Origin of the sequence: Nocardia sp. CS682 (assembly GCF_004634405.1) — a bacterium.
Lineage (GTDB): Bacteria > Actinomycetota > Actinomycetes > Mycobacteriales > Mycobacteriaceae > Nocardia > Nocardia ninae.
Genome location: NZ_CP029710.1, coordinates 66,088 through 81,194 on the forward strand (window position 1 = coordinate 66,088; position 15,107 = coordinate 81,194).

Here is a 15,107-nt window from a genome sequence, read left to right on the forward strand (position 1 = left end):
GGGGTTCAGCGTTGCCGCCTGCGGTAGCGCACTGTGCAGGGCTGCATCAGCTGCACCACCATCTTGCTGTGGTCGTTGCGGTAGCTCTCCGACGGCTGCGCCATCTCGAACTCCCAGTCCCGCAGCAGGATCGAGAAGATCGCCTTCAGCTGCATCAGGGCGAACGGTGCCCCGACGCAGCGGTGTCGTCCGGCGCCGAACGGGATCCAGGTCCATCGGTTGACGATGTCCTCTTGCCTCGGGTCGGCGTAGCGGCCGGGGTCGAACAGCTCCGGATCCGGGAAGTCCTCGGCGATCCGGTTGGAGATCGCGGGGGTGGCGGCGACCAGGTCGCCCGGGGCGATGTGGTGCCCGCACACGTCGAAATCGCCGCGGGCCACGCGCATCAGCACGATCAGCGGCGGGTGCAGGCGCAGGGTCTCCTTGAGCACCGCCTCCAGGTTCGGGATCTGGCGTAGCGCGCCGAAACTGATGTCGGAGCCGTCGGCGTACAGGTCGTCTAGTTCGTCGACCACCCGGCGCAATTGATCGGAGTGGCGGAGCAGTTCGATCACCGTCCACGCCGCGGTGCCCGAGGTGGTGTGGTGCCCGGCGAACATCATCGAGATGAACATGCCGGTGATCTCGCTGGCGCTGAATCGCGGGGTGCCGTGCTCGTCTTCGATCGAGACCAGCACGTCGAGCATGTCCCGATCGTCCTTGCCTGCCGGGGGATTCGCGGCGCGGGTGTCCATGATGCCCTGGACCAGTTCGACGAGTTCGGCCCGGGCGGCGTCGCGGCGACGGAAGCTCTCGATGGGGGCGTAGGGGTCCACGTATGCCAGGGCGTCGGTGCCGCGCTCCAGATCGTGGTAGAGCCGGGCGAATCGTTCGTCCAGCTCGTCGCGGAACTTGACGCCGATCAGGCAGGCGGAGGAGGTGTAGATGGTCAGTTCGGCGAAGAAGTCGAGCAGGTCGATCTCGCCGGCATCGCCCCAGTGCGCGAGCATCCGGTCCACCTCGCGGGCGATCGTCGCGGCATGGCCGCGCATCTGCTCGGCGCGCAAAGCCTGGTTGTGCAGCATCTCCTTACGGCGTTCGGGCGGTGCGTCGAAGACGACGCCCTCGCCGAAGATCGGCTTCATGAACGGATACGCGGCCGCCTGATCGAGATCCTCGTCGCCGGAACGGAAGAAGAACTCGTTGGCCTCCGCACCCGACAGTAGGATCACCTGTCGTCCCGCGAGGTCGAAGGATCCGACATCGCCGCATTCCGCGCGCACTCTGCGCATCAAGCCGATCGGGTCGGTCCGGAATTCCGGCAGGTGACCGAGTTCCTGCTGCGCACCCGAAACGCGTTGCGGCGTAACCAGAGTCATCGGAAACCCTCCCGGGGATCGTGGTCCGAACCTACCATGGACACGTGTCTGGACATTACTACGACACAGGTGACCGGGCAAGATGGTCGCTGTGGTCGGCCATCCGGTTGAAGCTGGCCGGTGCCGCCATGGTCGTCGTGCTGGTCGCCATAGTCGGTGTGGCACTTTCGATGTTCACCGGCCGGTATGTCGCGACGGCCACCGTGACCGTGGACGCGCCGCGCAGCGGACTGGTACTCGATCCCGCGGCGAAGGTGAAACTGCGCGGGGTGGAGATCGGCCGGGTGGAGTCGGTGGGACGGGTGGCCGACCGGGTGCAGTTGCGGCTCGCGCTCGATCCCGAATCCCTGCCACTGGTTCCGGCGAATGTACGCGTGGACATCCGCTCCACCACGATCTTCGGCGGGAAGTACGTGAACTTCGTTGTCCCGACTCATCCTTCGGCCGACCGGCTGCGCGCCGGCGCCACCGTGCACGCGGACGCGGTGACCGTCGAATTCAACACGCTGTTCGAACAGCTCACGCGGATCCTGGCGCAGATCGCGCCGGAGCGGCTCAACGCCACCCTCACCGCCCTGTCCACCGCACTACAGGGCCGCGGCGAGAAACTCGGCGACCTGCTGGCGCGGGCCGCCACCTATCTCCGCGACATCAACCCCAGTCTGCCTGCCCTGCACCGCGATACGGTCGCCGTCGCCGAGGTCGCCGCCCTCTACGCCGACACCATCGACGACCTGTTGCGCACCACGGCCAACGCCACCACCACGAGCGCCACCCTCACCGACCAGCAAGCTGATCTGGACGCGGTGCTACTGAACGTCATCGGGCTGGCCGATACCACCCACGCCGTCCTCACCGAGAACGAACACCACCTCGCCACCACCCTGGACCTGCTCCGCCCCACCACCGGCCTGCTGAACACCTACAAGCCGGTACTGAACTGCCTCGTCCTGGGCCTGGCCGAAACACTCCCTGCCGCAGAATCATTCGTCGGCGGCATCCAACCGGGCGCCGTCTTCAATGCAGGCTTCATGTACGGCGGCGAGCCCTACACCTACCCCGACGACCTCCCCAAGGTCAACGCCACCGGCGGCCCCCACTGCACCGGCATCCTCGACCGGATCCCCGGCTCCCACGCCCCCTACCTCGTCACCGACACCGCCGAAAACACCCCTACGCCCCCTCCACCACCCTGAAATTCAACGCCCCCAAGGTCTTCCAAATTCTGTTCGAGGGCCTACCGGGAGTCTCACCCCCGTGACCCGTTGTGAGCGTGCAGGATCAGTGCATGGGGCAATCCACCTTGCAGACCGAGCGGCTGACGCTGGTGCCGTTGCGCACCGAGCACACCGACGCCGTCGTCGCGGTCTTCGCGGACAAAAGCATGAGCACCTACCTCGACCTCGATATCAGTGCTCCGGACAAGGCGCGGGAAATGATGCGGCAGCGGCTCGCCTTCGCCGGGCCGCCGGGGATGGGACACTGGGCCTTCCTGCACGACGGCACTGTCGTCGGCATCGGCCACCTCCGCCCGTCATGGGAACTACCCGACAACCTGCCTGAAATCGGCTGGTATCTCAGCCCCACCTACGGCGGGCGCGGACTCGCCACCGAGGCCGCCGCCGCGCTCCTCCACCACGGCCTCACCGACCTTGCCCTGAATTCGGTCTGGGCCCTCGTCCATGTCGACAACAAGCCCAGCCTCCAACTCGCCGCCCGCCTGGGCTTCCTGGCCGTAGGCACCGGCGTCCACTACGGCGCCGAGCATCGAGTGCATGTCGCCCTGCCCCGCTGAAGGGCAACGGCCGCACCGGTTCTCGGGATCCGCACTGGCGCTAGGTGGCCGTCGTGGGTGCGGATCCCGAAAGTCGGTACGGGATTCCGCGAGTGCGGGGGCGGCCGGTCGACAACACGGATCCCGGGCGGAGTGCCGGGGATCCGTGTGTCTTCGTCACCGTGCCGCGCGGACCGAGAGGGCGGCTGCGAGTAGTACCGTTACTCCTTCCGCGATCGCCGTCGCGCCCAGCGCATGGGACGCCGACAGCGCCGTAGTGCCCGCCAGCCCGAGGAACAGCGAGCCGAACGAGGCGATGCCGACCACGATCCCGAGCTGCACATTGGTCACCAGGATTCCGCTGGCGTCCGCAGCCAAGCTCATCGGCACTTTGGCCAGCGTCCGCGTCATCAGCGGGCTGAACGCGAGACCGTTGCCGACCCCGCACACCCCGAGCAGCGTCAGCACGAGCGGTCCTACGTCGGCACCGTTGCGCAGCAGCGCACCCACGGCCACCATGCTCGCGGCGGCCAGCACGAGGCCGAACGGAATCATCGTGGCGTGGTAGCGATCTGGGATGCGTTCCCAGTTCAGACCCGTGACGGCGAACGTGACGCCCATCGGGATGAACAGCAACCCGGCGTGCAGCGCGCTGTACCCGAGCGTGCTCTGCAAATGGATGGCCATCACGAACATCCAACCGCCGAACGTCGCCATGATCACGAACAGCGTCGCTGCGGCGAGGAGTAGTCCCGGTGCGGCGAGCACGCGGTGCGAGAACAACGGCTCGCCGCCGCGCGCTGCCACGGCCCGCTCGATCCCGACGAATGCCGCGAAGGCAACCACGCAGGCGCCCAGCGAGATCCAGGACCACATCGGCCACCCGAGTTCGCGGCCCAGCACCAACGGCAGCACGAGTGCGAGCACGGCGGCGGTGAGCACGGTGAGCCCGGCGAGGTCGATCGTGCGGTCGAAACGCTCCGTCACGGTGGGCAGAATTCGCGGCGCCAACACCAGTAGCACCACCCCGATGGGCACATTGACCAGAAACACCCCGCGCCAGCTGCTGCCCCACAGATCGGCGCTGACGATGAGCCCGCCCAGCACCTGCCCGGCGACCATGCCGCCGGAGAGGATCGCGGAGTACACGCTGAGCGCCTTGGCTCGCGCATTGCCGGTGAAGGTGCGCTGGATAAGCGTCATGATCTGCGGCACCATCGCCGCCGCGCCGACACCCTGCGCGAACCGGAACACGATGAGCGACGCCTCGTTCCATGCCAGCCCGCAGACCAGCGAGGCGAGCGTGAACAGGGCCAGCCCGGCGATGAACATCCGCCGCTGACCGAACCGATCGCCGAGGCGGGCGCCGGTCACCAGCAGCACGGCATAGGCGATCACGTAACCGGCGACGATCAGCTGCAATGCGGCGCCGGAGGTGTGCAGGGAACTACGGATCGACGGGATCGCGACATTGACGATGGCGGCGTCGAGCACGGCCATGAATTGACCGGTGAGGATCACGATGAGGATGGCCAGGGTGCGCCGCGCACCGTGCGCGGCGGGTGGAGCGGCCGGGGGAGCGACAACCGGCTGTGCGGCTGCCGGATCCGGCGACAAGATCTGCGTCATGCATTGAGCTTGCGGGCTCGGCAGCACCAGTAACAGGAGCCCATTAAAACTGGTATCGGCACCACCTGGATAAAGCGATTCGGGCATTCGGGAGTTTTCACGCCTGCAAATAGGGGCTACGGTCAACTGTGGCGCACGCCACTCGTTCAGTCCTCGGAGCAGCGTCTTCCCGGAAATACTTAGACAAGCTAACATATTTAGAGATGCAGGGCGTTTCTACTTTGTCAACGAGGGAGATTTGCCATGGCGGTTGATGCACGGGACGAACGGCTACAACGCCGGATCGCGGCGTTGTTTGCCGAAGACGAACAGGTCAAGGCCGCGCGGCCGGACGAGGCGGTGTCCGCGGCGATCCGAGAACCCGGCTTACGCCTGGGGCAGATCATCGCCACCGTAATGGACAGTTATGCCGACCGCCCCGCCGTCGGGCAGCGCGCGTTCGAACCGGCCACCGATCCCGCGACCGGGCGCACCTCCTTGCGGTTGCTGCCCAGGTTCGACACGATCACCTATCGCGAACTGTGGCAGCGCGTCGGTGCGGTCGCCGCCGCATGGCAGCACGACCCCGAGAAGCCATTGCACGCAGGCGATTTCGTCGCCACCGTCGGCTTCACCAGCATCGATTACGCGACGCTCGACCTCGCGACCAGTTACCTCGGCGCGACCAGTGTCCCCTTGCAAGCCGGCGCGGCGGTGCCGCAGCTGACCGCGATCCTCACCGAGACGGCGCCGCGGGTGCTCGCGTCGACTCCGGAACACCTCGGCGCGGCCGTGGATTGCCTCCTGGCGGGCACCTCGCCGGAGCGCCTGGTGGTGTTCGACTACCACCCCGAAGACGATGACCAGCGCGCCGCCTTCGACACCGCCCGCCAACGGCTGGCCGACGCGGCGAGTTCGGTGATTGTCGAGACGCTCGACGCGGTGCGCGAACGGGGTGCCGCGCTGCCGCCCGCGACGCTGTTCGTTCCCGCCGCCGACCAGGACCCGCTGTCGTTGCTCATCTACACCTCCGGTAGCACCGGCACGCCGAAGGGTGCGATGTACACCGAGCGGTTGCTGAGCTCGACCTGGCACCCGGCAGCCAACGGGGTAGCGATCAACCTCAACTACATGCCGATGAGTCACATCGCCGGCCGTCTGTCGCTGACCGGCGTGCTCGCGCGCGGCGGCACCGCGTACTTCGCGGCCAAGAGCGACATGTCGACGCTGTTCGAGGACCTGGCCCTGGTGCGCCCCATCGAGGTGTTCTTCGTGCCGCGCGTGTGCGAGATGATCTTTCAGCGCTACCGCAGCGAGCTGGATCGGCTCTCCGGCGTCGACGTCGACCCGGTGGAGCTCGATCGAGCGGTGAAAGCCGATCTGCGGCAGAACTTCCTGGGCGGCCGCATGCTGGGCGTGGTCGTCGGCAGCGCCCCGATCAGCGCGGAGATGCGCACCTTCATGGAGTCCGTCCTCGACCTGCGGTTGCACGACGGGTACGGCTCGACCGAGGCGGGCGTGAACGTCCTGATGGACAATCGGGTGCAGCGGCCGCCGGTGCTCGACTACAAGCTCGTCGACGTGCCCGAGCTGGGCTATTTCCGCACCGATCAGCCGCACCCGCGGGGTGAATTGCTGGTCAAGACGTCGAATCAGATTCCCGGGTACTACAAGCGGCCCGAGGTGACCGCAGAGGTCTTCGACGCGGACGGCTTCTACAAGACCGGTGACATCGTGGCCGAACTCGGGCCGGATGAGCTGATGTATGTGGACCGGCGCAACAACGTGCTGAAGCTGTCCCAGGGCGAGTTCGTCACCGTCGCCCACCTCGAGGCGATATACGCCAGCAGCCCGCTGATCCGCCAGATCTTCATCTACGGCAACAGTGAACGCGCCTACCTGCTCGCGGTGATCGTGCCCACCGACGACGCGCTGCGCGACCGCGACCCGGAAAACCTGAAAACCGCGCTGGCCGCCTCCATTCAGCAGCTGGCGAAGGAGTTGGACCTACAGTCCTACGAGATTCCCCGTGATTTCCTGATCGAGACCGAGCCGTTCACCACGGACAACGGCCTGCTCTCCGGAATCGGGAAGTTGTTGCGCCCCAAGCTGAAGGAACGCTACGGCGCTCGCCTCGAACGGATCTACTCCGAGCAGGCGGAGCGGCAGACCGAGGAGATGCTGGCGCTGCGCCGCGAAGCCACCGAACGTCCGGTGCTCGACACGGTGACGCATGCGGCACGGGCCATGCTCAATATCTCCGCCGCCGACCTGCGGCCCGACGCGCACTTCACCGACCTGGGTGGCGATTCCCTGTCGGCGCTGTCGTTCTCGAACGTGCTCAACGACACCTTCGGTGTCGAGGTGCCGGTCGGCGTCATCATCAGCCCGGCGAACAACCTCGCGGAGATCGCGAAATACATCGAGGCGCAACGTGGTTCGGGGGCGAAGCGGCCGTCGGTCGTCTCGGTACACGGCAGCGGGACGCAAATCAACGCGGCCGACCTGACCCTCGACAAGTTCATCGATGCCCGAACGCTGGCTGCTGCCAACAGCATTCCGGTCGCGCCCGTTCCGGCGCAGACGGTTCTGCTGACCGGCGCCAACGGTTACCTCGGCCGCTTCCTCGCGCTGGAATGGCTGGAGCGGCTGGAAAAGACTGGCGGCACGCTGATCTGCATCGTGCGCGGCAGCGACGCGGCCGCGGCCAGAGACCGGCTCGACGCGGCGTTCGACAGCGGCGATCCGGCATTGCTCGAGCACTATCGTCGACTAGCGGCAGGGCATCTCGAGGTACTGCCCGGCGACATCGGTGACCCGAATCTCGGTCTGGACGAACAGACTTGGCAACGGCTGGCCGACACGGTCGACCTGATCGTGCACGCCGCCGCACTGGTCAACCACGTGCTGCCGTACAGCCAATTGTTCGGGCCCAACGTCGTCGGCACCGCGGAGATCATCCGGCTGGCGATCACCGGGCGGCGCAAGCCGGTCACCTACCTGTCCACCGTCGGAGTGGCCGATCAGGTGGACCCGGCCGCGTTCCAGGAGGACAGCGATGTCCGTGAGATGAGCGCCGTGCGCGCCGTCGACGACGGATACGCCAACGGCTACGGCAACAGCAAGTGGGCGGGCGAGGTGCTGCTGCGCGAGGCGCACGATCTGTGCGGGCTGCCGGTCGCGGTGTTCCGTTCGGACATGATCCTGGCGCACAGCCGGTATGCGGGTCAGCTCAACGTCCAGGACATGTTCACGCGTTTGATCCTCAGCCTGGTCGCCACCGGTGTGGCGCCGCACTCGTTCTACCGCACCGATGCCGCCGGAAACCGGCAGCGGGCACACTACGAGGGTCTGCCAGCCGATTTCACCGCGGCGTCGATCACCGCGCTGGGTGTCCAAGCTGTCGACGGCTACCAGACCTACGACGTGCTGAACCCGTACGACGACGGTATCTCGCTGGACTCCTTCGTCGACTGGCTCATCGAGTCGGGCCTGCCGATCCAGCGGATCACCGACTACGACGAGTGGTTCAGCCGGTTCGAGACCGCCATTCGTGGTCTGCCGGAAAAACAGCGCAACGCTTCGGTGCTGCCGTTGCTGCGCGCCTACAGTCATCAGCGCCCGCCGGTTCGGGGTTCCCTGCTGCCTGCCAAGAAGTTCCAGGCGGCGGTGCAGACCTCGAATATCACTCCCGAGCACGACATTCCGCATCTGTCCTCGGCGCTGATCGACAAGTACGTGAGCGATCTGCGATTGCTGCAGCTGCTCTGAATCCTCAGTAGGACAGTAAGACTCGCAGTCCGTCGGAGACCAGGCCGTGTACCGATGTCGCCCGGCGTAACCGGGACAGCGGCGAGATCGGCACCGTGTGCCCTTCTCGCCGCTGTCGTATCTGTTCGATCAGCTCGGCGGGGACATGAAACCGGTCCAGCCGGGACAAGGCCTCTCGCTTGGTGATCAACTCGTTGGTCGCCAAGGTGACCTCGGCCCGAGCGAGGGTGAACAGGCTGAGGTCGATGTAGCTGTCGCGCAGCCAGATCCACGGACGGCGCAGCGCGGGAACCCAGTAGCCACTGAGGTCGCGGCGGACCGCCTCGGCGAGTTCGGCCGCGGTGACCGGCGGGATCAAGGCTGCCGGCGATTCCCCGAACACCGCAAATCCGAAGCGCAACAACTCCGCCCGGGCAATCCCGGTGAGCGGTCGCTCGAACAGCATCTGCGCGGCCCACGTCACATGCGGTGCCTCGACGGCAGCGAGCTCGTCCACCGGTACGTAGACGCAGTGCAGCTTCGCGGCTTCGGGTCGGCGGGCGATGAACCCGCGATGGAACCGCGCGATCCGGCGCCGCTGCTCGGTACTCAACGGCCGTTCGAGCAACGCCACCAGGTCGTAATCGCTGACACCGTGCCGATAATCACCGCTGGCGAGCGAGCCGCCCACTTGAAGCGAGACCGCCGCCGCGACGGACCTGATCTCTCCGGCGAATTCGTCGAGTACGGCTTCGGCCTCTGGCGGCACGCTCATACCTGTCTCATCTCACTGTTCGCGCCTCATCGGTGACCTCGACGCCTTCGCGGCGGAGCCTGAACAACAGCACTCCGGCGCAGACCAGCACCACGGCATACACGATGACAAAGCTGTTGATCAGGATCTGGGCACCCGGCCACCACGGCGGAAACAGGAACAGCCCCACGACCACATAGTCCGGGTCGTACTCCCACGTCCACGCGCCGATCGATACGAAAAGAGCCGCGATCACGATCCACCAGCGCCACTGCGACTGCGCCTTGTGCACCAGGTAGACGAACAGGGGAACGAACCACACCCAGTGGTGGTCCCAGGAGAACGGGGACACCGCGCAGGCCGTGAGACCGGCGAGCGTGACCGCGAGCAGCCGTTCGCCGCGCTGGTGCAGACCCGCCGTGATCGCCAAGCTCACCAGGGCGACGGCCCCGGCGAGCAGCACCCAGAGCCAGATCGGCGCCGGATGGTGGGTCAGGTGTGCGATCGCGCCGCGCAGGGATTGATTGGACGGGTGCATGTCGTCCGCAATCCGATTGGACTGGAAGAAGGTCGACGTCCAGTACTGCCGGGAATCGGTGGGCAGCACTATCCAGGCGAGGACGATCGAGGCGACGAACACCGCCACCGCGGTCGCCGCCGAACGCCACTGGCGCAGTGCCAGGAACTGCACGACGAAGTAGCTGGGGACGAGCTTGATACCGGCGGCCAGTCCGACGCCGATGCCGCGCAGCTTGCTTCCGTCGGCGCGGGAGAAGTCCCACAGCACCAGCAGCATCAGCATCAGGTTGATCTGCCCGTAGAACAGGGTGGTCCGGACGGGCTCGATGAACACGCACGTGATCGCCAGTAGCGCACTGACAGCGGTGAGCCGGGCGGTGATCCGGTAGCCGAGGATGCGCCAGCAGATCAAGACACAACCGAAGAGCGCCAGCAGGTTCAACACCAGCCAGGTGTCGGCGACGTACAACCACGGGATCGCGACAATCGGGATGAAGGCGATGGTGGAGAAGGGCGTGTAGGTGTACAGGAGCCCAGCGATGGTCGGCTCGGTATAGAGCGGCAGTCCGTGCAGGATGCGCCAGGCGCCGTCCCGATACACGTGCACGTCCAGCCCGCCGTCCAGGATGCCTGCCTTCTCGAGCCACGGGTCGACCGTGGTGAACAGCAGGATCACCGCGAGAGCAGCGCTTGCGGCCAGTATGAAAAGTGTTGGGCCCGTGCGTGGAAATTCCAGCATGCGGGACTTGGGCACAAGTGATCAACTTACCGAATAACTCGAGCTCGGGCACGCCCCGGGTCTCGGGTGTTGGCGCGTCGCTGAATCGTTACCGCTACCGGGCGGTACGCGACGGTGTCCTGGCCGGTCCGGGGAAGAACATGTTGGTGCGCGCTTGGTAGTCGCGGTAGTCCGGTCGCTTCTGGACGCTGTAGTACTCGGCGGGGATGGCGCCGGTGTAGGAGACCAGGCACCAGTACATCGATACCGAGCAGCCGACCAGCCCGAATGCGAGCAGTGCCGCGCTGTACAGGTTCGTCCGGCCGAAGTGGTCGACGAGTTCGGGCAGGCACATGACCACGACAGCCGTCCACTGCAACCACTGGAAGAAGTAGTTGGGGTGGCGGCTGTACTTCCACAGGCCGGCATCGCAGCTGCGTTTGACTCCGGCCTTCGCGGACGCCGCCCCGAACCGCAGCTTCTGCATGTCCGCGGTGGATTCCAGCGCCCATGCGCAAGCCCACAGCACGAATCCGGCCGCTGTGACGGCGGAGAAGGCCGGCTTGTCGGCGGACACGGCCAGCGCGGCGGGCACCGCGAGCACCGTGCAGTTCGCCCAGCCCTGCACGAGTACCTCCGCGACCAGGTCGACGCGTTCGCTGCCGAGTGACGTGCGCTTCCAGCGCAGCCGCTGGAAGCGGTAGCGGGGCAGCTCCTTGTCGAATTCGCCTGCGCGCCAGAGAGTCAGGGCGGCCAGCCCCATGCGCCCTCCGACCACCAGATAGAAGCACGCGATCACAGCGGTGAACGGCGAGAGCTCGCCGAGCACCAGTACCTGCACGCCGAGCACGGTGAGGCCCCACGGCCAGGCGATATCGACGTAGCTCATCCGGAGCGTGCGCCAGGCAGGCAGGCACGCGACAACGAGGAACAGCGTCAGCTGTGCCACGGCATTGACGATCGCGAAGGTGCGGGTGGTCTCGTCGACCAGCATTGCGACGAAGATCGGAACGCTGACTATGGAGGCCGAGAACCTCTTGATCGGTCGCTGGCTCGGTGTGTCGGCCACGGGTGCCTCCTGGCTCGGGGGTGCCATTCGAGCGTATTCCAAGTCGTTCGACTTAACAAGTCGGCTGACATGTATTGCTAATATGGACTGGTGAGCAGCGCGAAGCGAACGCAGGCCCAACGGCGAGCCGAGACTGTGGACGCGTTGCTGGACGCGACTCTCGCCAGCCTGATCGAGGTCGGCTATGCCGGGACCTCGACGCGCGGAGTCGCCGAGCGGGCGGGCGTCAGTCAGGGCGCGCAGCAGTACTACTTTCCATCGAAGGCGGCGTTGGTCGACGCGGCGATATCGCGGCTGGGTGAACAGTTGTTCGTCGAGTTCGCCGCGGCTCCGGAGCCCGACGCCACCGAACGCGAGATCGCCGCGGCGATGTTGGACGGACTCTGGCGCCTGCATCGCCTGCCCATCACGCCCGCCGTTTTCGAGCTGTTCAACGTCGCCCGCACTGATGGCGAGATCGCGCGCAGCGCTGTCGAACTGATGACCGCCGGGATGGACGCTTTTCGCCGGAAGGCCAAGGTGTTGCTGCCCACCTACGCTGCGTCGCCGGGCTTCGACAGCCTGCTGGACATGGTGGTGGCGACGGTGCGCGGCATCGCCCTCGCGGCATCGATTCCCGGCGCGGCGCCCGACTGGTCCGACTGGACTGCGATTCGCCCACATCTGCTGAACTGCTTGGACGCGCTCGATTGCCCGGGCGCGCCCCATGATTCGGTCGATGAGTTGCCGTCCGACTCGCGGTAGGTCAGCGCGACGGGCGCTGAAACTGGTACTGGCAGCACCTGGATACCGTTAGCGGAATCCGGCACGATCATCTGATGACCGAAGTGCTGGACGTGCGCGCGGTGCGCAAAGCGCGCCGCGCGGAACTGGGAACCTTCCTGAAGTCGCGGCGGGCCAAGATCTCCCCGGACGACGTCGGGTTGCCGCCCGGTCCGCGCCGCCGCACACCCGGGCTGCGCCGCGAGGAGGTCGCGCAGCTGTCCGGCATCGGCGTCACCTGGTACACCTGGCTCGAACAGGGACGCCAGATCAATGTCAGCGTGCAGGTGCTGGACGCGGTAGCCAGGACGCTGGCCCTCGACGACGCCGAGCGCGGGCACCTCTATCGGCTCGCCGACGTGCCGACCGTGCCGAGTCCGCACGCGAACACCGCGCTGCCCGCCGAGATGCAAACCATCCTCGATCATCTGACGCCCCTGCCCGCCGCGGTACTCAGCGCGAAGTACGACCTGCTGGCGTTCAACGAGTCCTACGCGGCACTGTGCCCGGGCTTCCTGCTCGGCGAGCGCAATGTCGCCCGCCGCGTCTTCCTCACCCCACAGTGCTGCAACACCTATAAGCACAGCTGGGACGACCTGCGTCGCATGGTCGCCTACCTACGCGGCGCCTACGCGAAGAACCTCGACGACCCCACCTGGCAAGAGTTCATCGAGGAAATGTGCACCGCCAGCACCGACTTCGCCGCCCTGTGGGCCCGCAACGACGTCGCCGTCCCAGCCAACCGCATCAAACAAATCCGCAACCTCGCCATCGGCGAACTGGAAATGTTCATCACCAGCATGTCCCTCCCCGCCGTATCCGGCGCCTGGGTCCAGATCTACACACCGACCGACGAAACCCAATGGTCCCAGCTGCGAAAGCTACTCGCGATGACACCGGAGCAGCAGCACGCGCCCTGGGAAGAGCACCGTCGGCAGTATCACGCCGCCGCCGCGGCAGGCTGAAGCCGACTGCCGGCATCCGGTCCGCTGAGCCGAGATCAGCCTGTGGCAGGCGTCTCTCGGATCTGGACGATCGGAAGAACAAGTGCGGCTGGGGCGTTCGCGGGGACGACGGGTTTGGCGGGGGCGATCGGGGCGATGCGCTGGTATGTCGCCCCGAGTGGGGGGCGGGTGTCCACCTCGCCCTTGTTCGGCCAGTAGGCGGCGGCGCGTTCGGCTTGGGCGGTGATGGTGAGGGAGGGGTTGACGCCGAGGTTGGCGGAGACGGCGGCGCCGTCTACGACGCTGAGCGTCGGGTAGCCGAAAACTCGGTGGTAGCCGTCGATTACGCCGTGTTCGGGGTCGGCGCCGATCACCGCGCCGCCGAGGAAGTGGGCGGTGAGGGGGATGTTGAAGATCTCGCCCCAGCTGCCGCCTGCGATGCCGCCGATCTTGGCGGCCACCCGGCGGGTGACGTCGTTGCCCATCGGGATCCAGGTCGGGTTGGGTTCGCCGTGGCCTTGTTTGCTGGTCAGCTTGCGGCCGAAGAGTCCGCGCTTGGTGTAGGTGGTGATCGAATTGTCCAGGTGCTGCATGACCAGCGAGATGATGGTGCGCTCGCTCCAGTCCTTGGTGCTGAGGAAGCCGAGCAGGTCCATCGGATGGCGCAGCACCACGCCGAGGAAGCGCAGCCAGCGGGGGATGCGGCCGCCGCCGTCCACCATCAGTGTTTGCAGCAGACCCATGGCATTGGAGCCCTTGCCGTAGCGGACCGGCTCGATATGCGTGTCGGGCGTGGGGTGGATGGACGAGGTGATCGCGACACCCTTGGTGAAATCGACTCCGGGCGTGACCTTCTTGGTCGCCGCGCCGACGATCGATTCGGAGTTGGTGCGGGTGAGCTGGCCGAGCCGGTCCGACAGCTCCGGCAATGCGCCCTTGTCCCGCATGGCGAACAGCAGCTTCTGGGTGCCGCGGGTGCCTGCCGCGAGCACGACGTTCGCGGCGGTGTAGGTCTTGGGGTGTTTGCGCACCCATGCGCCGGTGCGCGCGGTGGACACGTCCCAGGTGCCGTCCGGATGCGGCCGCAGATCGATCACCGTGGTCATCGGAATGACCTGCGCCCCGGCCTTTTCCGCGAGGTAGAGGTAGTTCTTCACGAGCGTGTTCTTGGCACCGTACTTGCAGCCGACCATGCAGTCACCGCATTCGATGCACCCGGTGCGCTCGGGTCCGACGCCACCGAAGTACGGGTCGGCCACGGTCTTTCCGGGTTCGCCGAAGAACACACCGACGGGTGTCTGCACGAAGGTGTCGCCGACCCCGAGATCGTCGGCGACCTGCTTGAACACTTCGTCGGCCGGCGTCATGTGCGGGTTGCGCACCACGCCGAGCATCTTCTGCGCGCGCTCGTAGTACGGGGCGAGCTCGTCGCGCCAGTCGGTGATGTCACGCCACTGCGCGTCCCGGAAGAACGGCTCCGGCGGCACGTACAGCGTGTTGGCGTAGTTCAGCGAGCCGCCGCCGACACCGGCGCCGCCGAGGATGAGGACATCGCGCAGCAGGTGAATGCGCTGGATGCCGTAGCAGCCGAGCTTCGGCGCCCAGAGGAACTTCTTCAGCTCCCAGCTGGTCTTCGGTAGTTCGTCGTCGGCGAACCGCTGGCCGGCCTCGAGCACGCCGACCTTGTAGCCCTTCTCGACCAACCGCAGCGCCGTGACGCTGCCACCGAACCCAGAACCGACAATGAGAACGTCGAAATCCGTTGCTCGCTGGTCCATAGGAAGCTCCTCGATCGGGTCGCCAGTGACTCGGCTAACACTACTACCGAGTAGGTTGTGCGCAGCACCAGGG

10 protein-coding genes and 1 pseudogene are annotated in these 15,107 nt (G+C 66.5%); 5 read left to right on the forward strand and 6 right to left on the reverse strand.

Going from position 1 to position 15,107, the window contains the following annotated elements:
• Positions 1 to 5: 5 nt before the first annotated feature.
• Positions 6 to 1,358 (reverse strand): cytochrome P450, encoded by a 1,353-nt coding sequence (locus tag DMB37_RS00330; protein WP_135230904.1) that lies wholly within the window; start codon positions 1,356 to 1,358, stop codon positions 6 to 8.
• A 128-nt stretch (positions 1,359 to 1,486) separates the two neighbouring features.
• Here DMB37_RS00330 and DMB37_RS00335 point away from each other — a divergent pair.
• Positions 1,487 to 2,619: pseudogene (locus DMB37_RS00335) on the forward strand (MCE family protein).
• Between the two features lie 27 nt (positions 2,620 to 2,646).
• A complete protein-coding gene (locus tag DMB37_RS00340; protein WP_135230905.1) occupies positions 2,647 to 3,153 on the forward strand; it encodes a GNAT family N-acetyltransferase in 507 nt (168 codons plus the stop codon).
• A gap of 156 nt (positions 3,154 to 3,309) precedes the next feature.
• Here the strand turns inward: DMB37_RS00340 and DMB37_RS00345 are convergent, their stop codons facing one another.
• Positions 3,310 to 4,761: an MFS transporter gene (locus DMB37_RS00345; protein WP_240772168.1), complete on the reverse strand. Its 1,452-nt coding sequence runs from the start codon at positions 4,759 to 4,761 to the stop codon at positions 3,310 to 3,312.
• Positions 4,762 to 5,004: 243 nt separating this feature from the next.
• Here DMB37_RS00345 and car point away from each other — a divergent pair, with 243 nt between their 5' ends.
• Positions 5,005 to 8,511 (forward strand): carboxylic acid reductase, encoded by a 3,507-nt coding sequence (car, locus tag DMB37_RS00350; RefSeq protein WP_135230906.1) that lies wholly within the window; start codon positions 5,005 to 5,007, stop codon positions 8,509 to 8,511.
• A 4-nt stretch (positions 8,512 to 8,515) separates the two neighbouring features.
• Here the strand turns inward: car and DMB37_RS00355 are convergent, their stop codons facing one another.
• The 3 genes from DMB37_RS00355 to DMB37_RS00365 all read right to left on the reverse strand — a co-directional run bounded on the left by DMB37_RS00355 (position 8,516) and on the right by DMB37_RS00365 (position 11,550).
• Positions 8,516 to 9,265: a nucleotidyltransferase domain-containing protein gene (locus tag DMB37_RS00355; protein ID WP_135230907.1), complete on the reverse strand. Its 750-nt coding sequence runs from the start codon at positions 9,263 to 9,265 to the stop codon at positions 8,516 to 8,518.
• A 7-nt stretch (positions 9,266 to 9,272) separates the two neighbouring features.
• Entirely contained in the window at positions 9,273 to 10,439 is a 1,167-nt protein-coding gene (locus DMB37_RS00360) for a glycosyltransferase 87 family protein (RefSeq protein ID WP_135230908.1), read from the reverse strand.
• Positions 10,440 to 10,596: 157 nt separating this feature from the next.
• Positions 10,597 to 11,550 carry a DUF1295 domain-containing protein gene (locus DMB37_RS00365; protein WP_167768661.1) on the reverse strand — a complete coding sequence of 318 codons (954 nt, stop codon included), beginning with the start codon at positions 11,548 to 11,550 and terminating at the stop codon, positions 10,597 to 10,599.
• A gap of 90 nt (positions 11,551 to 11,640) precedes the next feature.
• On the opposite strand from DMB37_RS00365, the gene DMB37_RS00370 reads away from it, so the two are divergent.
• Positions 11,641 to 12,294 carry a TetR/AcrR family transcriptional regulator gene (locus tag DMB37_RS00370; protein WP_167768662.1) on the forward strand — a complete coding sequence of 218 codons (654 nt, stop codon included), beginning with the start codon at positions 11,641 to 11,643 and terminating at the stop codon, positions 12,292 to 12,294.
• A 74-nt stretch (positions 12,295 to 12,368) separates the two neighbouring features.
• Positions 12,369 to 13,277 carry a helix-turn-helix transcriptional regulator gene (locus DMB37_RS00375; protein WP_135230911.1) on the forward strand — a complete coding sequence of 303 codons (909 nt, stop codon included), beginning with the start codon at positions 12,369 to 12,371 and terminating at the stop codon, positions 13,275 to 13,277.
• A 35-nt stretch (positions 13,278 to 13,312) separates the two neighbouring features.
• On the opposite strand, the gene DMB37_RS00380 is transcribed toward DMB37_RS00375, so the two are convergent.
• Complete coding sequence (locus DMB37_RS00380) at positions 13,313 to 15,034, reverse strand: GMC oxidoreductase (protein WP_135230912.1); 1,722 nt, start codon at positions 15,032 to 15,034, stop codon at positions 13,313 to 13,315.
• Between the last annotated feature and the right edge of the window lie 73 nt (positions 15,035 to 15,107).